Annotated in this window: 23 protein-coding genes and 2 pseudogenes; 21 read left to right on the forward strand and 4 right to left on the reverse strand. The window is 69.2% G+C overall.

Features of this window, described 5'->3' with window-relative positions; genetic code table 11:
* The first annotated feature begins 17 nt into the window (after positions 1-17).
* Both BT364_RS07890 and BT364_RS07895 read left to right on the forward strand, forming a co-directional pair.
* Entirely contained in the window at positions 18-719 is a 702-nt protein-coding gene (locus BT364_RS07890) for an HAD family hydrolase (RefSeq protein WP_072484395.1), read from the forward strand.
* 365 nt (positions 720-1,084) lie between these two features.
* The gene (locus BT364_RS07895; protein WP_072484396.1) at positions 1,085-2,686 is read left to right on the forward strand and encodes an ABC transporter substrate-binding protein; all 1,602 of its coding nucleotides are present in this window, start codon (positions 1,085-1,087) and stop codon (positions 2,684-2,686) included.
* A 57-nt stretch (positions 2,687-2,743) separates the two neighbouring features.
* Here BT364_RS07895 and BT364_RS07900 read toward each other — a convergent pair whose 3' ends face one another.
* Positions 2,744-3,415, reverse strand: coding sequence for a response regulator (locus BT364_RS07900; RefSeq protein WP_072484397.1), 672 nt, complete (start codon positions 3,413-3,415; stop codon positions 2,744-2,746).
* A gap of 10 nt (positions 3,416-3,425) precedes the next feature.
* Complete coding sequence (locus BT364_RS07905; protein WP_256259641.1) at positions 3,426-4,271, reverse strand: RecB family exonuclease; 846 nt, start codon at positions 4,269-4,271, stop codon at positions 3,426-3,428.
* A gap of 171 nt (positions 4,272-4,442) precedes the next feature.
* On the opposite strand from BT364_RS07905, the gene BT364_RS07910 reads away from it, so the two are divergent.
* From BT364_RS07910 to BT364_RS07920, 3 genes are all read left to right on the forward strand, one after another.
* Complete coding sequence (locus tag BT364_RS07910; RefSeq protein WP_072484398.1) at positions 4,443-5,693, forward strand: site-2 protease family protein; 1,251 nt, start codon at positions 4,443-4,445, stop codon at positions 5,691-5,693.
* Positions 5,694-5,754: 61 nt separating this feature from the next.
* On the forward strand, positions 5,755-6,660 hold the full coding sequence (locus tag BT364_RS07915; protein WP_072484399.1) for a tRNA (adenine-N1)-methyltransferase: 906 nt from the start codon (positions 5,755-5,757) through the stop codon (positions 6,658-6,660).
* A gap of 247 nt (positions 6,661-6,907) precedes the next feature.
* Positions 6,908-7,486, forward strand: a complete 579-nt coding sequence (locus BT364_RS07920) for a hypothetical protein (protein WP_072484587.1) — start codon at positions 6,908-6,910, stop codon at positions 7,484-7,486.
* A gap of 39 nt (positions 7,487-7,525) precedes the next feature.
* On the opposite strand, the gene BT364_RS07925 is transcribed toward BT364_RS07920, so the two are convergent.
* On the reverse strand, positions 7,526-7,837 hold the full coding sequence (locus BT364_RS07925; RefSeq protein ID WP_072484400.1) for a ferredoxin: 312 nt from the start codon (positions 7,835-7,837) through the stop codon (positions 7,526-7,528).
* A gap of 241 nt (positions 7,838-8,078) precedes the next feature.
* Between BT364_RS07925 and arc the strand changes: the two genes are divergently transcribed.
* From arc to prcA, 6 genes and pseudogenes are all read left to right on the forward strand, one after another.
* Positions 8,079-9,845 carry a proteasome ATPase gene (arc, locus tag BT364_RS07935; protein WP_072484401.1) on the forward strand — a complete coding sequence of 589 codons (1,767 nt, stop codon included), beginning with the start codon at positions 8,079-8,081 and terminating at the stop codon, positions 9,843-9,845.
* Positions 9,846-10,080: 235 nt separating this feature from the next.
* Positions 10,081-11,592 carry a depupylase/deamidase Dop gene (gene dop, locus BT364_RS07940; protein WP_072484402.1) on the forward strand — a complete coding sequence of 504 codons (1,512 nt, stop codon included), beginning with the start codon at positions 10,081-10,083 and terminating at the stop codon, positions 11,590-11,592.
* A 121-nt stretch (positions 11,593-11,713) separates the two neighbouring features.
* Positions 11,714-11,932 carry a ubiquitin-like protein Pup gene (locus BT364_RS07945; protein WP_072484403.1) on the forward strand — a complete coding sequence of 73 codons (219 nt, stop codon included), beginning with the start codon at positions 11,714-11,716 and terminating at the stop codon, positions 11,930-11,932.
* Positions 11,933-12,038: 106 nt separating this feature from the next.
* Positions 12,039-12,226 (forward strand): annotated as a pseudogene (locus tag BT364_RS42625) (endonuclease domain-containing protein); the annotation flags it as partial.
* Complete coding sequence (gene prcB, locus BT364_RS07955; protein WP_072484404.1) at positions 12,178-13,023, forward strand: proteasome subunit beta; 846 nt, start codon at positions 12,178-12,180, stop codon at positions 13,021-13,023. The pseudogene BT364_RS42625 and the gene prcB, both read left to right, overlap by 49 nt.
* 58 nt (positions 13,024-13,081) lie before the next feature.
* The gene (prcA, locus tag BT364_RS07960; protein WP_072484405.1) at positions 13,082-13,894 is read left to right on the forward strand and encodes a proteasome subunit alpha; all 813 of its coding nucleotides are present in this window, start codon (positions 13,082-13,084) and stop codon (positions 13,892-13,894) included.
* Positions 13,895-13,962: 68 nt separating this feature from the next.
* Here the strand turns inward: prcA and BT364_RS07965 are convergent, their stop codons facing one another.
* Complete coding sequence (locus BT364_RS07965; protein WP_072484406.1) at positions 13,963-15,003, reverse strand: LacI family DNA-binding transcriptional regulator; 1,041 nt, start codon at positions 15,001-15,003, stop codon at positions 13,963-13,965.
* A gap of 134 nt (positions 15,004-15,137) precedes the next feature.
* On the opposite strand from BT364_RS07965, the gene BT364_RS07970 reads away from it, so the two are divergent.
* The 10 genes and pseudogenes from BT364_RS07970 (at position 15,138) to tatA (ending at position 24,130) form a co-directional block, all read left to right on the forward strand.
* Entirely contained in the window at positions 15,138-16,397 is a 1,260-nt protein-coding gene (locus tag BT364_RS07970; protein WP_072484407.1) for an MFS transporter, read from the forward strand.
* Positions 16,398-16,406: 9 nt separating this feature from the next.
* Positions 16,407-17,768 carry a Pup--protein ligase gene (gene pafA, locus BT364_RS07975; protein ID WP_072484408.1) on the forward strand — a complete coding sequence of 454 codons (1,362 nt, stop codon included), beginning with the start codon at positions 16,407-16,409 and terminating at the stop codon, positions 17,766-17,768.
* Between the two features lie 126 nt (positions 17,769-17,894).
* Positions 17,895-18,848 carry an FKBP-type peptidyl-prolyl cis-trans isomerase gene (locus tag BT364_RS07980; RefSeq protein ID WP_072484409.1) on the forward strand — a complete coding sequence of 318 codons (954 nt, stop codon included), beginning with the start codon at positions 17,895-17,897 and terminating at the stop codon, positions 18,846-18,848.
* Positions 18,849-18,894: 46 nt separating this feature from the next.
* The gene (locus BT364_RS07985; protein WP_072484410.1) at positions 18,895-19,269 is read left to right on the forward strand and encodes an FKBP-type peptidyl-prolyl cis-trans isomerase; all 375 of its coding nucleotides are present in this window, start codon (positions 18,895-18,897) and stop codon (positions 19,267-19,269) included.
* 131 nt (positions 19,270-19,400) lie between these two features.
* Positions 19,401-21,048: pseudogene (locus tag BT364_RS07990) on the forward strand (IS1182 family transposase).
* A gap of 115 nt (positions 21,049-21,163) precedes the next feature.
* Positions 21,164-22,117: a helix-turn-helix transcriptional regulator gene (locus tag BT364_RS07995; RefSeq protein ID WP_072484411.1), complete on the forward strand. Its 954-nt coding sequence runs from the start codon at positions 21,164-21,166 to the stop codon at positions 22,115-22,117.
* 16 nt (positions 22,118-22,133) lie between these two features.
* Positions 22,134-23,090, forward strand: a complete 957-nt coding sequence (locus BT364_RS08000; protein ID WP_072484412.1) for a helix-turn-helix transcriptional regulator — start codon at positions 22,134-22,136, stop codon at positions 23,088-23,090.
* A gap of 19 nt (positions 23,091-23,109) precedes the next feature.
* Positions 23,110-23,406, forward strand: coding sequence for a CpXC domain-containing protein (locus BT364_RS08005; protein ID WP_072484413.1), 297 nt, complete (start codon positions 23,110-23,112; stop codon positions 23,404-23,406).
* 19 nt (positions 23,407-23,425) lie between these two features.
* Positions 23,426-23,623 (forward strand): hypothetical protein, encoded by a 198-nt coding sequence (locus BT364_RS08010; RefSeq protein WP_072484414.1) that lies wholly within the window; start codon positions 23,426-23,428, stop codon positions 23,621-23,623.
* A 213-nt stretch (positions 23,624-23,836) separates the two neighbouring features.
* A complete protein-coding gene (gene tatA / locus BT364_RS08015; protein WP_072484415.1) occupies positions 23,837-24,130 on the forward strand; it encodes a Sec-independent protein translocase subunit TatA in 294 nt (97 codons plus the stop codon).
* The last annotated feature ends 6 nt before the right edge of the window (positions 24,131-24,136 follow it).

Genomic DNA, 24,136 nt, shown 5'->3' on the forward strand with positions numbered 1-24,136 from the left:
TACGGAAGGTGTGCCGGATGACCAGCACGGTCCCCGCGTCCTTGACCCGCACGGCCGAAGGCGCCGCGCTCCAGGCCGTCCTCCTCGACATGGACGGCACCCTCGTCGACACCGAGGGCTTCTGGTGGGACGCGGAGGTGGAGGTCTTCGCCGAGCTCGGTCACCGGCTCGACGAGGCATGGCGGGACGTGGTGGTCGGCGGGCCGATGACCCGCAGCGCGGGCTACCTGATGGATGTCACCGGCGCGGACGTCACCCTCGACGAACTCACCGTGCTGCTCAACGACCGCTTCGAGAAGCGCATCGGCCGCGGTGTGCCGCTGATGCCGGGCGCGGCACGGCTGCTGGCCGAGCTGGCCAGGCACGAGATTCCCACGGCCCTGGTCTCCGCCTCGCACCGCCGGATCATCGACCGGGTGCTCGACTCGGTGGGCCGTCACCACTTCGCCCTCACCGTCGCGGGCGACGAGGTCATCCGCACGAAGCCGCACCCGGAGCCCTACCTCACCGCCGCCTCCGGCTTCGGCGCGGACCCCGAGTGCTGCGCGGTGATCGAGGACACCGCGACCGGTGTCGCGGCCGCGGAAGCGGCGGGCTGCCGGGTGGTCGCCGTACCGTCCGTCGCTCCCATCGCCCCCGCGTCCGGCCGGGTGGTCGTGCGTTCCCTCGAAGAGGTCGATCTCGATTTTCTCCGGCGCCTGGTCACGGGAAAGCGGTGATCCGCGTACCGAGAGTGTTTCTGTGAATAAACAGAAAAGCTCCTGGTGGTGGATGGTGCATTTTCTGTCGCGCGCACGTGTGGGCGAGTCGGGTGAGAAGTAAAGGATTCGAACAGCCCGGTGCGTGAGCTTTCTCACCCGAATGCACTTCGGGCTGCTTTCAGGATCGCCCGACGTGTCCGTTTTGAGGCATTGAAATGTCCCGGTTCATATGGATATTGGCGAAGCCCTTTCGGTACGGGAAACGGCTCGCCGCTAATTCGCATCACCATCCGATTAGGCGCCGGCACTTCTCCGGTCCGGCATTGCCGACGCCGCCTACTAATGTCGCTTTCTCCATGCCCGGATGAGGGAGAGCGTCCAAGATGAACCGCAAGACTCTGGTGCTGCCGGCCGTCGTCGGCCTGCTCGCACCCGTACTCGCCGCCTGCGGCGCGTCGGGTGACGGGAGCGATGGCAGGGCTGCCATCGTTGTCGGCACCACGGACCAGTTCGTCGCCTCGAAGGACAACCCCGCGCCGCTCGATCCCGCCATCGGCTACGAAGCCGGCGTGTGGAACGTGCTCCGGCAGACCGTGCAGACCCTGGTGCATGTGCCGCGCGGCGGCGGCGAGCCGGTGCCCGAAGCCGCGGAGAGCTGCACCTTCACGGACACGCAGAACGAGAGCTACCGCTGCAAGCTGCGCAGCGGTCTGAAGTTCTCCGACGGCAAGGCCGTCACCGCCGACGACGTGAAGTACTCCATCGACCGCGTCATCCGCATCGATGCCCCCAACGGGCCCGTCACCCTGCTCGACAACATCGACACGGTCGAGACACAGGGCGAGCGGGAGATCATCTTCCATCTGCGCGCGCCGGACGCCACGTTCCCGTACAAGCTCGCCACCCCGGTCGCCGGGATCGTGCCGCGGAGCCAGTACGCGGCGAAGTCCGCGCGTACCGGATTCCAGGTGGACGGCTCCGGCCCGTACACCATGAAGCCGGAGGTCGAGCACCACCAGCTCGTCAAGGCGGTCTTCACCAGGAACCCTCACTACAAGGGGGATCTGAAGGTGCGGAACGAGAAGGTCGAGCTGGACGTCTTCCCCGACCCGAAGGCCATGGGCAAGGCCCTCGACAGCCAGAAGATCGACATGATGGCCCGCTCCATGTCGCCCGAGCAGTCCCAGCAGATGCTCGAACAGCCCAAGGACGGAATCAAGCTCACCGAGATGCCCGGCCTCGCCATCCATTTCCTGGGCTTCAACACCAACGACCCGGCCGTCAAGAACAAGGCCGTCCGCCAGGCCATGGCCCAGATCATCGACCGCGGTGAGATCGCGAGCAAGGTGTACGGCACCACGGCCGAGCCGCTGTACTCACTGATCCCGTCCGGAATCACCGCGCACGCCAACTCGTTCTACAACAAGTACAGCGAACCCAGCACCGAGAAGGCCGCGGCGATCCTGAACGCCGCGGGTGTCGACACCCCGGTGAAACTCACGCTCCACTACCCGACCGACCGCGTCGGCGCCGGCACCGCCGCCGAGTTCGGAACCCTCAAGAAGCAGTTCGACGACACCGGGCTGTTCGACGTCTCCGTCCAGGGAACCCCGTGGGCCAAGTACCGCCCGGCACAGCTGCGCGGCGACTACGCCGTCTACGGCATGGGCTGGTTCCCCGACTTCCCGGACCCCGACAACTTCACGGCGCCGTTCCTCGACCGGAAAAACTTCCTCAACTCGCCCTACACGTCGGCCCTGGCGCAGAAGACGCTCATCCCGCAGTCCCGCCGCGAGACCGATCGCAGCGCCGCGGCCAAGACCTTCCAGCGGCTCCAGGACGTCGTCGCAACGGACGTGCCCGTACTGCCGATCTGGCAGGGCAAGCAGTACGCCGCCTCGCGCGACGGACTCACCGGCGTCGAATGGGCGGTCAACTCCTCCGCCGACCTCCAGCTGTGGGAGCTCGCGAAGGATGCCCGCTGAGCCAGGACGGCACCCCGGTCCGGGCGAGGAACCCCCGCCCGGACCGGGGTCGGGTCACTACTGGGCGCCGGGGCGCACCAGACCGCTCTCGTACGCGTACACGGCGGCCTGCACGCGGTCGCGCAGCCCGAGCTTGGTCAGCACATGGCCGACATGCGTCTTGACCGTCGTCTCGCTGACGAACAGATCCGCGGCGATCTCCGCGTTCGACAGACCGCGTGCCACCAGCTTCAGCACCTCGACCTCGCGGTCGGTCAGCGTGTGCAGGGTGTCGGGCACCGACTCCTCGCCGGACGGCAGATGGTCCGCGTACTTGTCGAGAAGCCTGCGGGTGATGCTCGGCGCGAGCATCGCCTCGCCCGCCGCGACCACCCGGATGGCCTGCACCAGCTCATTGGCCGGAGCGTCCTTCAGCAGGAAGCCGCTGGCGCCGGCGCGCAGGGCTTCCACCACGTACTCGTCGAGATCGAACGTGGTCAGCACCAGCACCTTCGCCGGGCCGTCGCGGCCCGGCCCGGTGATCTGGCGCGTCGCCTCCACGCCGTCCATCCGTGGCATGCGGATGTCCATCAGCACCACATCGGGCTGCAGCGCCCGCACCTGGTCGAGAGCCTGGAGACCGTCACCGGCCTCGCCCACCACCGCCAGATCGCCCTCCGCCTCCAGAATCATCCGGAAGCCGGTACGCAGCAGCGGTTGGTCGTCGACCAGTAGGACGCGGATAGCCACAGGGTCTCCTTCACGGTCCTTCGAGGGCCACAGGCCGGCCGGCCTCAGCGCGGACCGGATCCATTCTGCCCTGCACATCCTGCCCCGGCTCCGCCGGGCGGACCGTCAACGGATAGACCGGGGGAGTACCACCGAATTCAGGACAAACCGACTGGTGGTCGCACCAGCCACAGAGCTTCGTCGGCCGGGGCCGCCACTCGCCCGTCTCCGTGGCCAGCCGGATCGCGTCCCACAGCGCCAGCAGCTTGCGCTCCACCCGCTCCAGGTCCGCCACCACCGGGTCGTACGTCAGGATGTCCCCGCTGCCGAGGTAGACCAGCTGGAGCCGGCGCGGCACCACACCCTTCAGCCGCCAGATCACCAGGGCGTAGAACTTCATCTGGAAGAGCGCACCCTCCGCGTACTCCGGGCGCGGCGCCTTCCCCGTCTTGTAGTCGACGATCCGGACCTCGCCCGTCGGCGCCACGTCGATCCGGTCGATCACCCCGCGCAGCCGCAGCCCCGACTCCAGCTCCGTCTCGACGAAGAGCTCCCGCTCGGCGGGCTCGAGGCGCGTCGGATCCTCCAGCGAGAACCACCGCTCCACCAGGCCCGCCGCCTCCGAGAGCCAGCGCGAGAGCCGCTCGCCCCCGGCATCCTCGGCGAACAGCTCCGACAGCTCCGGCTTCGACTCCAGCAGCCGGTCCCACTGGGCGGGGACCAGAGCCGTGGCCCGGCCCGCCGTGCGCTCCACCGCGGGGTTGTCGAAGAGCCGCTCCAGCACCGCATGCACCAGCGTGCCCCGGGTAGCCGCCTCACTGGGCCTCTCCGGCAGCCTGTCGATGACCCGGAAGCGGTACAGCAGCGGACACTGCATGAAATCGCTCGCCCGCGACGGCGACAGGGACGAAGGCGGCTGAGCGGGCCGCGGCAGGGTGGTCATGTCGAAGACCCTACGGCCCGCCACTGACAGCGGGCGGCATACCATCGACCACACAGCCTCGAACACTGCATGATCGTGCCTCAGGGCACCGACCGAAGGGACCCCGTGGACGAGAGCGGCGACAGCGGGCGGCCGCAGCCCGGCGCAGGGGGAACGACCCCTGGCACCGGCCCCGGCAAGGGTGAACCGCAGCGCCCCGAAGAGCCCGGGGGCGGCCTTCTCATGGGCCGTCCCTTCGGTGTGCCGGTGTACGTCGCGCCCAGCTGGTTCCTGGTGGCCGCGCTGATCACCTGGGTCTTCGGCGGCCAGCTCGACCGGGTGCTGCCCGAACTGGGCACGGCGCGCTATCTGGTCTCCCTCTTCTTCGCGATCGCCTTCTACGCCTCCGTGCTCGTCCACGAACTCGCCCACACCGTCGTGGCGCTGCGCTACAAGCTGCCGGTGCGCCGCATCCAGCTCCAGTTCTTCGGCGGCGTCTCCGAGATCGAGAAGGAGTCCGAGACCCCGGGGCGCGAATTCATGCTCGCCTTCGTGGGGCCGCTGCTCTCCCTGGTGCTCGCGGGCGTGTTCTACGTCGGGATGAAGTTCGTCGCCCCCGGCACCGTGCCCGGTGTCCTGCTCGCCGGACTGATGATCTCCAACCTGCTGGTGGCCGCCTTCAACCTCCTCCCCGGCCTCCCGCTGGACGGCGGGCGGATGCTCCGCGCCGTCGTCTGGAAGATCACCGGACGGCCGATGAGCGGCACCGTCGCCGCCGCCTGGGTCGGCCGCGCCCTCGCCGTCATCACCCTGATCGGTCTGCCGCTGCTCACCCACACCGGGACCTTCGGCAACGACCCCGGCGACCTCAGCGGCATGGACACCATCACCGACGCGCTGCTCGCCGCCATCCTCGCCGCGATCATCTGGACCGGAGCGGGCAACAGTCTGCGCATGGCCCGCCTGCGCGAACACCTCCCCGAGCTGCGCGCCCGCACCCTCACCCGGCGCGCCGTCCCGGTGGAGTCCGCCACCCCGCTCTCCGAGGCCCTGCGCCGGGCCAACGAGGCGGGCGCCCGCGCCCTCGTCGTCGTCGACGGACACGGCGAGCCCAAGGGCATCGTCCGGGAGACGGCCATCGTGGGCGTGCCGGAACACCGCCGCCCCTGGGTGGCCGTCAGCGGCCTCGCCCAGGACCTCACCGAAGGCATGAAGGTCTCCGCCGAGCTGTCCGGCGAGGCGCTCCTGGACCGGCTCAAGGCCAGCCCGGCCACCGAGTACCTCGTCCTGGAGGAGACCGGCGAGATCTACGGCGTCCTCTCCACCACCGACGTCGAACGCGCGTTCGTCGCCGCCCTGGCCAGGCCGGCCGCCTGACCGCCGGGGCCCGCCCCGGGCTCGCGGTCGGCGCCCCGGGAATCACCGGTACGCTGGTCACATGTCTGAACCGACCGGTGCCGCCCGCCGACGCGGGCCCTTCAAGGTCGGGGACCAGGTCCAGCTCACCGATCCCAAGGGACGCCACTACACCTTCACGCTCGAAGCCGGAAAGAACTTCCACACCCACAAGGGTTCTTTCCCGCACGACGAGCTGATCGGTGCTCCCGAGGGCAGTGTTGTCCGGACCACGGGAAACGTCGCCTATCTCGCGCTGCGCCCGCTGCTCCCCGACTATGTCCTGTCCATGCCCCGCGGCGCCGCCGTGGTCTACCCCAAGGACGCGGGGCAGATCCTGGCCTTCGCCGACATCTTCCCCGGCGCCCGCGTCGTGGAGGCCGGCGTCGGCTCCGGCTCGCTCTCCACCTTCCTGCTGCGCGCCATCGGCGACCAGGGCATGCTGCACTCCTACGAGCGCCGCGAGGACTTCGCCGAGATCGCCCAGCAGAACGTGGAGCGCTACTTCGGCGAGCCGCACCCGGCCTGGCAGCTCACCGTCGGCGACCTCCAGGACAACCTCTCGGACACCGACGTCGACCGCGTCATCCTGGACATGCTCGCCCCCTGGGAGTGCCTGGAGGCCGTCTCCAAGGCCCTGGTGCCCGGTGGCATCCTCTGCGCGTACGTCGCGACCACCACCCAACTCGCCCGGACCGTCGAGTCCATCCGTGAGATCGGCTGCTTCGCCGAGCCGCAGCCCTGGGAATCGATGATCCGCAACTGGCACGTCGAGGGCCTGGCCGTCCGCCCGGACCACCGCATGATCGGCCACACCGGTTTCCTCGTCACCGCCCGCCGCCTGGCCGACGGTGTGGAACCCCCGCTGCGCCGCCGCCGCCCCGCCAAGGGCGCCTATGGCGAGGACTACGACGGTCCCGGCAGCCAGAGCGGCTCCTCCCGCGGCTGACCCGCGCAACGCACCGGCGCCGCCGTGGAGTTCCCGGACCGACCCGGGAACTCCACGGCGGCGCCCTTTCGTTGCCGGTACGAGGACACCGTCCCCACCGGCCGGGCAATCCGTTCCCACCCCACCGTTCCGCCGTTCTGCGAGGTGTGGCACGATGCTGGCCACCCCGCGCCACCGCGGCGGTCCCACCGGCGCCGCCGCCCATCCCGGCATCCTCCAACCACAGGAACCACAGGAGACATCCCGCGTGCAGCCCTCCGAGCTCCCGGACCTCGCGCACACCGACACCAAGCCGCTGCACTGGCTCGCCACCGCGACCGCCATAGCCGCCGTCGTCGCGGCCGCCGGCCTGCTCCAGCCGGACCCCACGGCGTCGGCCTCCACCCCCCACCGCACCGAGGCGCGGCACGGCACCACGGCCGCCACCGCTCCCGATCCGGCACGGGCGGACTTCCCGCTGGAATGCGGCGGACAGGAACGCACCGTGGCCAAGCAGGCCACCGGCGACCTGGACGGCGACGACCGCCCCGAGACCGTCGCGGTGGTCCACTGCGCGGCCGGCTCGGGCACCCCGCCCAGCGGCGTCTACGTCCTCACACGCGGAAGCGGGGCCGCACCGCGGGTCGTGGCGACCCTGGTGGACCCCGCTCAGCAGATGAGCATCGGCGATTTCGCGGTGCGTGACGGAATCATTTCGGCCACTCTGTTCGGCTACTCCTCGGACGCCGTGGCACGCTGCTGCCCCGACCAGCAGGAGCGGGTCACCTGGCAGTGGAAGGGCGGCGCATTCGTCCGCGCCACCCAGGCCGCCCCGAGCAGCGCCTGACCCGTCACCGGGCGTGAGCGGAGGCTCGCGACCGCCGGATCAGGCGGCCTCGGGCCCGTACACCTCGACGCTGTCCGAAACGCGGCGTACATGGATGCAGTCGCCCGGGCACTCCTTGGCCGAATCGACGACGTCCTGGAGCAGGGGCAGCGGAACGGGCGTGGTCGCGCCCCTGTCCTGCAGGAGTTCGTCGTCCGCGCTCTTCACATACGCCAGACCGTCGATGTCCAGCTCGAACACCTCGGGCGCGTACTGGACGCAGATGCCGTCTCCCGTGCAGAGGTCCTGATCGATCCAGACCTCCAGCTCCTGTGCGTCGCCTCCGTTGGGAGCGTCCTGCTGCACGGTCATTTCTCCTGCCGTTCCCTGCGTATCCGAACCAAAAGAAGCCAGCCCTGACGGGTGTTGAACGGTTCGACGATACAACCGGCCGCTTTCCGATGTTGAAGGGTGGGTATTCCCCTGTCACGAGGGGGAACGCAAGGGTGAAGATCGGACACGCCCCGCAGTCTTTGTGATCTAGGGGTTTCAATCATCACCCACCCAGGTAGGGTCAGGAAGCGTCCAGCTCCCCTTGGAGGAGGTGAGGACCGTGGCAGCCCACGACGATGACATCAACCGCGGCATCCGGCCCGGGCGGGGGTCCGAAGACCCAGCCGGCCAGGTCGCCTATCTCGAGCAGGAAATCGCCGTCCTGCGACGTAAGCTCGCCGACTCTCCGCGCCATACGAGGATTCTCGAAGAGCGGATCGTCGAGTTGCAGACCAACCTCGCAGGCGTGTCCGCACAGAATGAGCGGCTCGCCAACACATTGCGCGAGGCCCGCGACCAGATCGTGGCCCTCAAGGAAGAAGTCGACCGGCTCGCACAGCCGCCGGCCGGGTTCGGTGTGTTTCTGCAGGGCAATGAGGACGGCACCTGCGACATCTTCACCGGGGGCCGGAAGCTCCGGGTGAACGTCAGTCCCAGTGTCGAGCTCGACGACCTCCGGCGCGGCCAGGAAGTCATGCTCAACGAAGCGCTCAACGTGGTCGACGCCATGGAATTCGAGCGGGCCGGGGACATCGTCACTCTCAAGGAAATCCTTGAGGACGGCGAGCGGGCCCTGGTCATCGGGCATACCGACGAGGAACGGGTGGTGCGGCTCGCCGAGCCGCTGCTGAGCATCTCCATCCGCCCCGGCGACGCCCTCCTGCTCGAACCCAGGTCCGGCTACGTCTACGAAGTGGTGCCCAAGAGCGAGGTCGAGGAGCTCGTCCTCGAAGAGGTGCCGGACATCGACTACGACAAGATCGGCGGCCTGGGCGACCAGATCGAGCTGATCCGGGACGCGGTCGAGCTCCCTTACCTCCACCCCGACCTCTTCAAGGAACACGAACTGCGTCCGCCGAAGGGCATCCTGCTCTACGGTCCGCCCGGCTGCGGAAAGACACTCATCGCCAAGGCCGTCGCCAACTCCCTTGCCAAGAAGGTCGCCGAGGTCACCGGCCAGCCGGCGGGCAAGAGCTACTTCCTCAACATCAAGGGTCCGGAGCTTCTCAACAAGTACGTCGGCGAGACCGAGCGGCACATCCGCCTGGTCTTCCAGCGTGCCCGTGAGAAGGCGAGCGAGGGCACCCCCGTCATCGTCTTCTTCGACGAGATGGAGTCCCTCTTCCGTACCCGGGGATCCGGCGTCAGCTCGGACGTGGAGAACACCATCGTCCCGCAGCTGCTCGCCGAGATCGACGGCGTCGAGGGCCTGGAGAACGTCATCGTCATCGGCGCCTCCAACCGCGAGGACATGATCGACCCCGCGATCCTGCGACCCGGCCGCCTCGATGTGAAGATCAAGATCGAGCGCCCCGACGCGGAGGCCGCGAAGGACATCTTCGCGAAGTACCTCACACCGTCGCTGCCGCTGCACGCGGACGACCTCGCGGAGCACACCGGCTCCAAGGAAGCCGCGGCGCACGCCATGATCCAGTCCGTCGTCGAGCGGATGTACACCGAGTCCGAGGAGAACCGCTTCCTCGAAGTCACCTACGCCAACGGCGACAAGGAAGTCCTGTACTTCAAGGACTTCAACTCCGGAGCGATGATCCAGAACATCGTCGACCGGGCCAAGAAGATGGCCATCAAGGCCTTCCTCGACCAGGGCCAGAAGGGCCTTCGCGTCTCCCACCTCCTCCAGGCCTGCGTGGACGAGTTCAAGGAGAACGAGGACCTGCCGAACACCACCAACCCGGACGACTGGGCCAGGATCTCCGGCAAGAAGGGCGAGCGGATCGTCTTCATCCGTACGCTCGTCACCGGAAAGCAGGGCGCGGACACCGGCCGCTCCATCGACACGGTGGCGAACACCGGGCAGTACCTGTAAGAACACGGACAGGCTGCGGATGCCCGGCCGGGCATCCGCAGCCGATTGCTTTCGGTCCAGCTGACGCGACACCGCAGCAATGACGTAATTGATCTCCCCACCAGCACAGAGGCGCTCTAGGCTCTTGCGTACCGCCCGGTCGCGCAGTGCGAGGACGGGCAGTGCACGCGCACCGACAAGCAGCGGTACTTGAGCGCCGCCCCTCAAGGGAGCGCCGCCGGGCAAGGAGGGCCGCATGACCGTACGGCGAGTAATGGGCATCGAGACGGAGTACGGGATCTCCGTCCCCGGCCACCCCAACGCCAATGCCATGCTCACCTCGTCCCAGATCGTCAACGCCTACGCAGCGGCGATGCACCGGGCGCGCCGCGCCCGCTGGGACTTCGAAGAGGAGAACCCGCTGCGGGACGCGCGAGGTTTCGACCTCGCCCGCGAGACCGCGGACTCCAGCCAGCTCACCGACGAGGACATCGGCCTCGCCAATGTCATCCTCACCAATGGGGCCCGCCTCTACGTCGACCACGCACACCCCGAGTACAGCTCCCCGGAGGTCACCAATCCGCGGGACGCGGTCCTCTGGGACAAGGCCGGCGAACGCATCATGGCCGAGGCCGCCGAGCGCGCGGCCCAGCTCCCCGGCGCCCAGCCGATCCACCTCTACAAGAACAACACCGACAACAAGGGCGCCTCGTACGGCACGCACGAGAACTACCTGATGAAGCGGGACACCCCGTTCTCCGACATCGTGCGCCATCTGACCCCGTTCTTCGTCTCCCGCCAGGTGGTCACCGGGGCGGGGCGCGTGGGAATCGGCCAGGACGGCCACGAGCACGGCTTCCAGATCAGTCAGCGCGCCGATTACTTCGAGGTCGAGGTCGGGCTGGAGACCACGCTCAAGCGCCCCATCATCAACACCCGCGACGAACCCCACTCCGACGCCGAGAAGTACCGCCGGCTCCACGTGATCATCGGGGACGCGAACCTCTCGGAGATCTCCACCTATCTCAAGCTCGGCACCACCGCCCTGGTCCTGTCCATGATCGAGGACGGCTTCATCAACGTCGATCTCGCGGTCGACCAGCCGGTGCGCACCCTGCATCACGTCTCCCACGACCCGACCCTGCAGTACCTCGTCACGCTGCGCAGCGGCCGCACCCTCACCGCCGTACAACTGCAGATGGAGTACTTCGAGCTGGGCCGCAAGTATGTCGAGGAGCGGTACGGGGCCGATGCCGACGAGCAGACCAAGGACGTCCTGATCCGCTGGGAGGACACCCTCAACCGGCTGGAGAACGATCCGATGAGCCTGTCCGGCGAGCTCGACTGGATCGCCAAGCGGGAGCTCATGGAGGGCTACCGCCGCCGCGACAGCCTGGACTGGGACGCGGCACGGCTGCACCTGGTGGATCTCCAGTACGCCGACGTGCGGGCCGAGAAGGGCCTGTACAACCGGCTGGCGGCCCGCGGGAAGATGAAGCGGCTGCTGGGCGAGGGCGAGGTCGAGCGGGCCCGCACGAGGCCTCCGGAGGACACCAGGGCCTACTTCCGCGGCCGCTGCCTGGAGCAGTACGCCGACGACGTGGCGGCGGCCTCCTGGGACTCGGTCATCTTCGACCTGCCGGGTCATGACTCGCTGCAACGGGTACCCACCCTGGAACCGTTGCGTGGCACCCGCGACCACGTCAAGGAGCTCCTGGACCGCTGCCGCACGGCGGAGGAGCTGGTCCAGGTCCTCTCGGGCGGCTGAAAGGGCAGGGATCGGGGAATCATCGGGATGTCCCCCGGACGTTGAGGGAAGTACCGGGCCGATGTCGGAGCCCGTGGGTAGGGTCTGAGTCAAGTGCTTCGAACCGAGCGGGGTGAGCTAGATGGCGACCAAGGACACCGGCGGCGGACAGCAGAAGGCGACGCGTTCCAGCGAGGAGGTCGAGGAGCAGGCGCAGGACGCCCAGGTCTCCGAGGACCTCAAGGACCGCCAGGAGAAGCTGAGCGACGACGTCGACTCGGTTCTGGACGAGATCGATGACGTGCTCGAGGAGAACGCGGAGGACTTCGTGCGGTCCTTCGTTCAAAAGGGCGGACAGTAGTTCACGAGTGTGAACACGGGGAGCGGAGAGAGCGGTGCGCGCGGTACGGGCCGGGTCGGCCCGTACCGCGCGGGCGCAAGCGGCACCGCGAGCCGTGCAGCTGCCCCCCGCCGTTCATGTGGACCACCGCCGCCGGACGGGTAGGGTCCGTGGCGTAACCGCATCAACTGCAATTCGGCCATCCGCAAGTTGGGAGACGATCCTGACGCCTTGCTCAGGGCCGTCGTTTACCTGGAGGGAAACGCGTGGAAGCCAACACTCGTAGCACCGGGCGTCTACCAGCTGCCTTCCTGACGCCGGGATCCTCTTCGTTCATGGATTTCCTGTCCGACCACTTGCCCGGGATGCTCCCGGGCAACAGGAACCTGCCGCCGCTCCAGGGGGCCGTCGAGGCGCCGCACGGGACGACCATCGTCGCGGCGACGTTCGACGGCGGCGTGGTCCTGGCCGGTGACCGGCGCGCGACCATGGGCAATGTGATCGCGCAGCGCGACATCGAGAAGGTCTTCCCGGCCGACGAGTACTCGGCGGTGGGCATCGCCGGCACGGCCGGGCTGGCCGTGGAGATGGTCAAGCTCTTCCAGCTGGAGCTGGAGCACTTCGAGAAGGTCGAGGGAGCACAGCTCTCCCTGGAGGGCAAGGCGAACCGGCTCTCCACGATGATCCGCAGCAATCTGGCCATGGCCATGCAGGGCCTCGCCGTCGTGCCGCTCTTCGCCGGCTTCGACATCGACCGCGAGAAGGGCCGCATCTTCTCGTACGACGTCACCGGCGGCCGTTCCGAGGAGCACGGCTACGCGGCCACCGGCTCCGGGTCGGTCTTCGCCCGCAGTTCGATGAAGAAGCTCTACCGCCAGGACCTGACGGAGCAGGAGGCGCTCACCCTGGTCGTACAGGCGCTGTACGACGCCGCGGACGACGATTCGGCGACCGGCGGTCCGGATGTGGCCCGGCGGATCTACCCGATCGTCACCGTCATCACCGACGAGGGCTTCCGGAAGCTGGACGAGGCGGAATCCTCCGAGATCGCCCGCTCCGTCCTGGAGCGCCGGCTGGAGCAGCCCGACGGCCCGCGCGCCGCGCTGCTCTGACCTCCGTTCCGCTGCTTCTTCGATGCTCTTGTCACTGACAGAAAGGGACGGATAACCGGTGTCGACGCCGTTCTATGTCTCACCTCAGCAGGCCATGGCCGACCGGGCGGAATACGCCCGGAAGGGCATTGCCCGTGGTCGCAGCCTGGTTGTGCTGCAGTATGCCGACGGCATTGTGTTCGTCGGTGAGAACCCGTCCCGTGCACTGCACAAGTTCAGCGAGATCTACGACCGGATCGGCTTCGCCGCCGCCGGCAAGTACAACGAGTACGAGAATCTCCGCATCGGCGGCGTGCGCTATGCCGATCTGCGCGGATACACCTACGACCGTGACGACGTGACGGCCCGTGGGCTGGCCAATGTTTACGCGCAGACGCTGGGCACCATCTTCTCCAGCGCGGCCGAGAAGCCGTACGAGGTGGAGCTGGTGGTCGCCGAGGTGGGCGCCGAGCCCGAGGGTGACCAGATCTACCGGCTGCCGCACGACGGCTCGATCGTCGACGAGCACGGCTCGGTCGCGGTCGGCGGCAACGCCGAGCAGATCAGCACCTTCCTGGACCAGCGGCACCGCGACGGGATGACGCTCGCCGAGGCGCTGAAGCTGGCGGTACAGGCGCTGTCGCGCGATCCCAACGGCAGCGAGCGGGAGATCCCCGCGGAGCGGCTGGAGGTCGCGGTCCTGGACCGTACGCGGCCGCAGCAGCGGAAGTTCAAGCGGATCGTCGGCAGGCAGCTGGCGCGGCTGCTGGAGGCGGACGGCGGCTCCGCGCCGACGGACGCCCCCTCCGACACCGAAGAGGGCGAGGGCGGAGAGTCCGCCGCCGCGACGGATGCTCCCAAGTCCACCGACTCCGGCGGGGACGTGGAGTAGTCCTCCGAGGGACGGCCCACCGCTGTTCCCGTGCCCCGGCCCGCCGCACTCGGCGGGCCGGGGCATTCTCATGCGTGCGGGGCGTCCGCGGGCGGGGCCGACGACGACCCTCGGGCCACCAGGTGCACGGGGAGACTGCCGGGCTCGGCCGGCCGGTCGTCCAGGACCGCCAGCAGCGCCGCCATGCCGCGCTCCCCGACCTGCTCGGCGGGCAGCCGCACGGTGGTGAGCTCCGGCTCGACGGCCGTGGCCAGGGCCAGATCGTCGAAGCCGGTGACGGACAGGTCGTCGGGCACACGGAGGCCGAGCCTGCGGGCGGCCTTGCAGGCACCGGCGGCGAGGATGTCGTCGTCGCAGACGATGGCGGTGGGCCGGGGGCCCGGGGCGGCGAGCGTGTGCTCCGCCGCGATGCGGCCCGCGTGGACGTCGAGCGCCGCGGGGACGGTCCGTACGGAGGTGCCGGCAACCGCCCGCAGGGCGTCCTGGAGCGCCCGGCCGCGCACCGCGAAGGTCCAGGAGTCCACCGCCGAGGCCAGGTGGACGAAGCGGCGGTGGCCGAGGGTCAGCAGATGGTCCGCCACCTGCCGCATCCCGTCGGCGATGTCCAGATTGACGCGGGCCGAGACCCCGGTGTCCGCCGGGTCGCTGTCCAGCATGACCAGCGGCAGGCCCGCGCCGCGCAGCTCGTCGAGCGCGCCGGCGGCCATGGAGGAGGCGATCACGCCGTCCAGGGAGGCGCTCGCCGAGTCGAAGGGGTCCCGGGCCGGGCCGGTGCCGTCGGGGGACGGGTAGAGGACGACGCCGAAGCCGTGTTCGGCGGCGACCGCGGCGGCACCGGTGTAGACGCGTGCGAAGAACTCGTTGGTGAGCGCCGGGACGACCAGCAGCGCGGTCCTGGTGCGGCCCAGGCGCAGGTTGCGGGCGGCGAGATTGGGCCGGTAGCCGAGCTCGTGGGCGGCGCCGCGCACGCGCTCGGCGGTGGCCTCGGAGACCCGGCCGCGCCACTTGCCGCCGAGCACGAGGGAGACGCTGGCCTGCGAGACGCCCGCGGCCCGGGCGACGTCGCGGCTGGTGGGCCGGGTCGGGACGGGCTGTGCTGCGCTGGTCACTCGGACCTCCGGGCCGGTCGGGGCAGGCGCCGTGAGGTGGACCTGCGGACTGGGCACATGGTACGTATGAACCTCGACGTTATACGTAAAACCTCGGGGTCGTCGGACCGCTCGGGGGAGAGGGGCTACGGGACATGGCCGCGGGATATCTGGACATCCTCCGGGCGCGGCATGCCGCCCGGCTGCTGGCGGGAACCCTGGTGGGACGACTGCCGAACGGCACCGCCCCCGTCGCGATCGTGCTGTTCACCCGCGCCGAGGGCGGCAGCTACGCCCTCGCCGGAGCGCTCGCGGCCGTGTACGGGCTGGCCACCGCGGTCGGCCAGCCGCTGCTGGGCCGCGCCGTGGACCTGTACGGCCAGCCACGCGTCCAGCTCCCGGCCGCCGTGGTGTCGGCGCTCGGCATGGCCCTGCTGGCCCTGGCGGGCCTGGAGTCGCTGCCGCTGGCCTATGCGGCGGTGGCGGTGGCCGGCGTCTTCACGCCACCGCTGGAGGGTGGCCTGCGGGCCCTGTGGCCGAGCGTTCTGGGGGGTGAGGACCGGGTGCACCGGGCGTACGCCCTGGATGCCGTCGCCCAGGAGGTCATGTTCACCGTGGGCCCGCTGCTGGTGACGGTGCTGGTCTCCCTCTGGTCGCCCGCCGCGGCCCTGCTCGTCATCAACGCGACGGGGGTCCTGGGGGCGCTCTCCGTCGTCCTCTCCGAGCCCTCCCGGGCCTGGCGCTCCGCACCCCGCGAGGCGCACTGGCTGGGCGCCCTGCGCTCGCCGGGGCTGCTGGCGCTGCTCGGGTCGTTCTTCTTCGTCGGACTGGCGCTGGGCTCGATCACGGTGGCCGGTGTGGCCTACGCCGACGACCACGGCCGGGAGTCGGTGTACGGCTGGCTGATGGCCGCGCTCGGGCTGGGCGCGCTGATCGGCGGCGCGGTCTACGGGGCGCGGCAGTGGGCCGGGGCGCCGGAGCGCCGGCTGCGGGTCATCGTCGCGCTGCTGGCACTGGGCTATCTGCCGCTGATGCTGACCCCCGGAGTGGTCGCCATGACCGCACTGGCGGCAGTGGCCGGAGTCTTTCTGGCACCCGCCATCGCGTGTTCCTTCATCGTGGTCGACCGGCATGCCCCGCGGGGCACCGTGACCGAGGCGTTCTCCTGGCTGGTGACGACCTTCGGAGTCGGTGCGGCGGCGGGAACGGCCGTGGCGGGCCCGGCCGTCGAGCTGGGAGGCACCTCGTGGAGTTTCGCCGTGGCGGCCGCCGGTGGGGTGGCGGCCCTGCTCGTCCTGCTGGCGACGGGAAGGGTACTGGCAGTTCCCGGGCGTACCGCCGTTGCCGTACAGGGATCGGAAAATGATCGAAACGGTGCTGTCGAACCCGGTTTCAGCTCAGGCCATCAGGCGTAATGTTCAGTCATGGACCGCCGCATTTTCGGGCTGGAGAACGAGTACGGCGTCACGTGCACGTTCAGGGGACAGCGCCGACTGTCCCCTGATGAAGTGGCGCGCTACCTCTTCCGCCGTGTTGTGTCATGGGGCCGCAGCAGCAATGTCTTTCTGCGGAACGGCGCCCGCCTCTACCTCGACGTGGGATCGCATCCGGAGTATGCAACCCCCGAATGCGACAACCTGACCGAACTGGTCACCCACGACAAGGCCGGCGAGCGCATTCTCGAAGGCCTGCTCGTCGACGCCGAACGCCGCCTGCACGAGGAGGGAATCGCGGGCGACGTCTATCTCTTCAAGAACAACACCGACTCGGCGGGAAACTCCTACGGATGCCATGAGAACTACCTCGTGGCCCGGCACGGAGAATTCTCCCGGCTCGCGGACATCCTCATTCCCTTCCTCGTCACGAGGCAACTGATCTGCGGCGCGGGCAAGGTGCTGCAGACCCCCCGGGGCGCGGTCTACTGCGTCAGTCAGCGTGCCGAGCACATCTGGGAGGGCGTCAGTTCCGCGACCACGCGTTCCCGCCCGATCATCAATACGCGTGACGAACCGCACGCGGACGCGGAGCGGTACCGCCGCCTCCACGTCATCGTCGGTGACTCCAACATGTCCGAGACGACCATGCTGCTCAAGGTCGGCGCGACCGATCTGGTGCTCCGCATGATCGAAGCGGGCACGGTGATGCGGGATCTGACGCTGGAGAACCCGATCCGGGCGATCCGGGAGGTCAGCCACGACACCACGGGGCAGCGCAAGGTGCGCCTGGCCAGTGGCCGTGAGGCGTCCGCCATCGAGGTGCAGCGCGAGTACTACGAGAAGGCCGTCGACTTCGTCGACCGCCGTGGCATCCGCACCGGAACCGTCGCCCGGGTCCTGGAGCTCTGGGGCCGCACCCTCGACGCGGTCGAGGCCGAGGACCTCGACCGGATCGAGACCGAGATCGACTGGGTGATGAAGTACAAGCTCATCGAGCGGTACCGGGCCAAGCACAACATGACCATGTCGCATCCGCGGGTCGCCCAGATAGACCTCGCATACCACGACATCCACCGCCGTCGCGGCCTGTACTACCTGCTGGAGCGCAAGGGGCAGGCCGCCCGCGTCTGCAACGACCTGAAGATCTTCGAGGGCAAGTCCGTGCCCCCGCAGACGACCCGGGCGCGGCTGCGCGGCGACTTCATCCGCCGGGCGCAGGAGCAGCGGCGGGACTTCACCGTCGACTGGGTCCACCTCAAGCTCAACGACCAGGCGCAGCGCACCGTGTTGTGCAAGGACCCGTTCCGTTCGGTCGACGACCGTGTGGAGAAATTGATCGCGGGTATGTGAGCCGGCGCAGGACGATCCCGGCCACCGACGCGACGCGGGCCCCGTACGTTCCTCGTACGGGGCCCTGCGTACGCCCTAGAGTGTCGGGGACTCAACCAACTGTGCCGTCTGAGATCTGAGGAACAAGTGCGCCGACTTGCCGGCCTTCTCGTCGTCCCCCTGTTGCTGCTGACAGCGGCCTGCGGCAACGAGAAGGGCTCCGATTCCGATTCCGTTTCCGCATCCGCCGCGTCGAAGGACGGGTTCCCCGCGATCACCGCGGGCGCGAAATTCGGTGAGAAGCCGACCCTGGCCAAGGGCACGGGGAACCCGCCCAAGGAACTGAAGACGAGAGTCGTCAGCCAGGGAGACGGCGCCACGCTCAAGAACGGCGACGCGATCCAGGTCAACTACCTCGGTCAGTCCTGGGACTCGGACAAGCCCTTCGACAACAGCTTCGACCGCAAGCAGCCGTTCGACCTGACTCTCGGCGCCGGGATGGTCATCCAGGGCTGGGACAAGGGCCTCGTCGGCCAGAAGGTCGGCAGCAGGGTCCAGCTGGTCATTCCGCCGGACCTCGGCTACGGCGCCCAGGGCCAGGGCGACATCAAGCCCAATGCCACGCTCGTCTTCGTCGTCGACGTCCTGAAGGCGACGCAGATCCCGGCCTCCGCCAAGGGCACCGAGGTAGCCCAGGACAACCTCGACCTGCCGAAGGTCGGCACCAACACGGACGGCAAGGCCCCCAAGGTCACCGTCCCGACCAAGAGCGACCCGCCGACGAAGCTCGTCTCCAACTACATCCTGGAGTCCAAGGGCGACATCGTGAAGGACACCGACAGCGTCGTCGTGAACTACGTCGGACTGACGTGGAAGGACGGCAAGACCTTCGACAGCACCTACGCCACGGGCAAGACGCAGACCTTCCCGCTTGCCCAGGTGACCTTGAAGGGGCTGAAGAACGGGCTGGTCGGCAAGAAGATCGGCAGCCGGGTGCTGCTCGTCATCCCGCCGGACCAGGGCTTCGGTGACAAGGCGCAGCAGAGCATCCCCGCCAAGTCCACGCTGGTCTTCACCGTGGACCTCCTGGCGAAGATGTAAGACTGTCCCGGTTGCCCAGCAGTTCATCAGTAAGAGGAGCAAGTCAGTGAGCATCGAGAAGCCCGAGATCGACTTCCCGGGTGGCGAGCCGCCGGCCGATCTGGAGATCAAGGACATCTGGGAGGGCGACGGCCCGGTCGCCAACGCCGGCGCCACCGTCTCCGTCCACTACGTGGGCGTGGCCTTCTCCACCGGCGAGGAGTTCGACGCCTCCTGGAACCGCGGCACCCCGCTGCAGTTCCAGCTGGGTGCCGGCCAGGTCATCGCCGGCTGGGACAAGGGTGTCCAGGGCATGAAGGTCGGCGGCCGTCGCCAGCTGACCATTCCCGCGCACCTCGCGTACGGCGACCGCGGCGCCGGTGGCGGCCGCATCGCGCCCGGCGAGACGCTGATCTTCGTCTGCGACCTGGTCGCCGTCTGATCCGCATCCGTGTGATACGAGGGCCCGTGCCGCGAGGACGCTGTTGGTAAATCGGGTGTGGGCGTGACGACGGCCTGCACGACCCCGTTGGGGTTGTGCAGGCCGTCGTCGTCGTGTGAGGGGTGGGTTCGGTGTCGTTGCGTGGGGTGGATCTGGGGGAGATCCCGGAGGAGACTGCTCGGCTGGCACGTGCGGTGTTCCCGAAGGGCTGCCTGGTGATGCGGGTGCGGGATGTGCTCGGGCCGGTGTTCTCGGATGCTGATTTCGAGGAACTTTTCCCGGTCAGGGGGCGGCCGGTGGTGTCTCCGGCCCGGCTCGCGCTGGTGTCGGTGTTGCAGTTCGCCGAGGGGCTGACCGACCGGCAGGCCGCGCACGCGGTCCGCTCGCGTCTGGACTGGAAGTACGCCCTTTCACTGGAGCTGGCCGACACCGGATTCGACTTCTCGGTGCTCAGCGAGTTCCGTGCCCGGCTGGTCGGCGGCGAGGCCGGCCAGATGGTGTTCGACGCGGTACTCCGGGCGGCTGGCGAGGCAGGGCTGGTCAAGGCGGGAAAGCGGCAGCGCACGGATGCTACCCACGTGCTGGCCGCGACGAGAGACCTGAACCGGCTGGAGTTCGTGGTCGAGACACTGCGGGCGGCACTGAACCAGGTGGCGGAGGAGGCCGGGGACTGGCTGGTGACGGTGTCGCCGCCGGAGTGGTTCGACCGCTACTCGGCCAGGCCGGAGGACAGCCGCTTCGCGTCCCGGTGGGCAGCCCGCGTCGAACACGCCGACCAGTGCGGGACCGACGGCATGACGCTTCTGAAGGCCGTCCGGTCGGCTGCGTCACCGCCCTCGTTGCAAAGCCTGCCCGCGGTGGAGTTCCTCCGGCAGACCTGGGTGCAGCAGTTCCACCACGTCGAGGGCACCGTGCGCTGGCGCGGGACGAAGGACCTACCCCCCCGGTCTGATCCGCTTACGGACCCCCTACGAGCCCGAGGCCCGCACTGGTTCGAAACGGGACCTGGGCTGGTCCGGCTACAAAGTCCACCTCAGCGAGACCTGCGAGCCCGACGCCCCGCATCTGATCACCCACATTCGCACCACGCCGGCGCCCGTCAACGACGTCCTCGTCCTGGAAGACATCCACACCGCCCTGGCCGAACGGGGTCTGCTGCCGGACGAGCACCTGGTGGACGCCGGATACATCGACGCCGAACAGATCCACCACGCCCGCCGCGATCACGACATCGAGCTGGTCGGCCCGGTCAAGTCCACCACCGTGAAGGGACAGGCGACCGGAGACATCTTCGACAACACCCGCTTCACCATCGACTGGGACCAGCGCCAGGCCGTCTGCCCCGGCGGACAGACCAGCGTCGTCTGGCGGGAAGCCCAGAGCCAGTTCGACGCCCCGGTCACCCGGGTCCGGTTCGCCGCCCGGCACTGCGACCCCTGTGAGCTGCGGACCTCGTGCACCAGCTCCAGGACCGGCCGCAACCTGACCCTGAGACCGAAGACCGAGCACGACATCCTTCAGCAGGCCCGTATCGAGCAGGACACCGACCACTGGCGCCGACGCTACGGACACCGAGCCGGCGTCGAGGGCACCATCTCACAGGGCGTCCAGGCGTTCGGCCTGCGCAGATCCCGCTACCGCGGCCTCGCCAAAACCCGGTTGCAGCACCACTTCACCGGCGCCGCCGTCAACCTCGCCCGCATCGACGCCTGGCTCACCGGCAGACCACTCGCCAGGACCCGCGTCTCACCCTTCGCAGCACTCCGCCCCGCTGGATGAGATCCAGCGGGGCGGAATAAACCAACAGCGTCCGCGAGGCACGGGCCCTCGCTTTTGTCCCGGCACCGCGTAGCGGTACGGTCGACGGTTGTAGAGCGAAACAGAAAGGGCATCGATGGCGATTGCCAAGGCCGAGCGGCTGATGAACCTGGCGCTGTGCCTGCTGGGGACCCGCCGTCCGCTCAGCAAGCGCGAGCTGCGCGGATCCATCGAGGCCTATCTGGAAGCGGGCTCCGACGACGCCTTCAACCGGATGTTCGAGCGCGACAAGGACGACCTGCGCGAGCTCGGCCTGATCATCGAGACCGTGGAGAACCTGGACGGCGAGACGGGGTATCTCGCCCGCCGCGACAGCAACCGGCTGCCCCCGATCACGCTGGACGCCGAGGAGGCCGCCGCGCTCGGGCTGGCCGCCAAGGTCTGGCAGCAGGCGCGGCTGGCCGGCGCGGCCAGCGGTGCGCTGCAGAAGCTGCGGGCCGCCGGGATGCCGGAGGCCGAGGACGCGTACGAGGTGCACAGCGCCCTCGAACCGCGTATCCCCGTCCATGAGGCGGCGTTCGAACCGCTGATGCTGGCCTGCCGCGACCGCCGCCCGGTGACCTTCGACTACCGCAAGGGCAACGCCGCCAAGCCCGAACAGCGCCAGGTCGAGCCGTGGACCCTGGAGTGCTGGCGCGGACACTGGTATCTGGCCGGCTGGGACCGGGACCGCGGCGCCGAGCGGGTGTTCCGGCTCTCCCGGATCACCGGCCGGGTCCGCTCCCGCGCCGGGGCGTTCACCACCGAGGTGCCCGACGTCGTGACCGTACGGGAGACGGTCGAGAGCTGGGCGGGAGAGACGGCCACCAGGACCGCGCTGATCAGGCTGCGTACCGGTGCCGGCTACCCGCTGCGCTCGCGCGCCGTGGCGGTCCGGGAACTCGGGAACGGGTGGGACGAGTTGGAGATTCCGTACGGACACGGTCTGGACGCCTGGCTCGTCGAGTTCGGTCCGGACATCGTCGTACAGGAACCCGCCGACCTGCGGGCCGATGTGGTGGACCGGCTGCGCGCCGTGGCCAAGGACTGAGAGAGAAACAGCACCCATGGCCACGAACGCGATCGACCAGACCCGCCGGATGCTCTCCCTGGTGACGTATCTGCGCGAGCGCCCCGGCGCCCATGTCCAGGATGTCGCCCGCGCCTTCGGGATCACCGAGGACGAGCTGATCTCGGACCTCGACGTACTGCCCATGTGCGGTACGAGCTTCCGCGGCGGGGACCTGCTGGACATCGACACCGACGGCGACCGCATCTGGTGGCACAACCCGGACGACGTCGCCGAGCCGCTGCGGCTCGCGGCCGACGAGGCGACGGCCCTGCTGGTCGCCGCCCGCGCCGTGGCCACGCTGCCGGGGCTGCGCGAGAGCGACCGGCAGGCGCTGCTGCGGGCCACCGCGAAGCTGGAGACCGCGGCCGGCGAGGTGGGGGCGGCGAGCTCGCGGCTCTCGGTCACCTTCGAGTCCGAGGGCGGCGTCTTCGCCGATGTGGACCGGGCGATCTCCGAGCGGCGCCGGCTCTGGCTGCGCTACTACTCCCCCGCGCGCGACGAGCTCACCGAGCGCGAGGTGGACCCGATCCGGCTGTTCGCCGTGGGGCACACCTACATGGAGGCCTGGTGCAGGTCGTCCGAGGACCGGCGTACGTTCCGGCTCGACCGGGTCGCCGAGATCCGGCTGCTGGACGAGCCGGCCGCGCCGCCCGAGCTGGAACTGCGGGATCTGTCCGAGGGCCTCGTCCAGCCGGCCGCCGAGGACCCGGAGGTCGTGGTCGAGGTGGGCCCCGGCGGACGCTGGGTCGCCGAGTACTACCCGCACGACAGCGCACAGGAACTGCCCGACGGCGGAATGCGGATCGCCCTGCGCACCCCCGACCCGGCTTCGCTGCGCAGGCTCGCGCTGCGACTGGGCGGCGAGGGCCGCATCGTCTCCCCGCCGGAGCTGGCACGGAGCGCACAACAGGCGGCCCGTGCGGCGCTCGCCGCTTACGACGTACAGGTCTGAGCGGAAACCTGAGGGAGATATGAGCAATATGTCTGTGGTGTCAGGTGTTCCGACCGTGGTGGTGCCCGAGTCCGTACGGTTCAAGGCGGCCTGCCCGGACTGCCGCGAGCGGTTCGAACTGGCCGCGGCCGCCATCCGCCTCGCCGTGGGGGCGAGCCGCCGGACGACGTTCTACTCCTTCACCTGCCCGCAGTGCGGCGCGGCCGTCCGCAAGCCGGCGGGGGAGCGGATAGTCGAGCTCCTCAGCCGGGGCGGGGTGCGGACGCTGCGCCTCCACACCGGCAACCAGACCCTTTCCACGCCGTCGGCCCCCTAGACATATCGAGGCTCTGCGCATGTTCTGGCCCATGCTCGCCATCGCCCTGGGATTTCTCGGGATCGCCGTACTCGGCGTGCTGGCCGTCAAGGTCTTCATCGAGGCCCAGCGGCTCGGGCGCCAGGTGACGCGGACCACCGAGCGCATCAACCGCGCAGCCGAGGACCTCGAAAGGGCGGCGACGGACCTTGCCGCGACCGGCGAGGCGCTGCGCTAGCAGGGGAGCGGGCTCTTGATCCACTGGCACGGAGGTACGCTGCTGAGATCGGCCCAGGGGGAGGCGCGGGCCGCAAGCGGGAGTATGCACGGGCATTGCCTTGCGTTTACCCCTGCGGGTTACGATCGCTGTCAGCGCGCAGGTCGGACGTGTGTCCGGCCAAATGGGTAGCGAGCCCGCCCTCCAGTCGCCTCAGTGAGAAGGAAGTCGCACATGATCGGCAATCTGAAGCCCCTCGAGATCGTTCTGATCATCGCCGTCATCTTGCTGCTCTTCGGTGCCAAGAAGCTTCCCGACATGGCGCGTTCGCTCGGCAAGTCGGCCCGCATCCTCAAGAGTGAGGCCAAGGCCATGAAGAAGGACGACGCGGAGCCGGCGGGGCCCACCACGGAGACCGCTGCGGACACCGCACCGCAGGCAGCGCCCGCCCGTACCATTCAGGCCGCTCCGGGAGACGTCAGCAGCGCCCGTCCGGTCAGCGAGGCCAAGCCCACCACCCAGAACTGACAGCTG

The organism is Streptomyces atratus (genome assembly GCF_900119365.1).
Lineage (GTDB): Bacteria > Actinomycetota > Actinomycetes > Streptomycetales > Streptomycetaceae > Streptomyces > Streptomyces atratus_B.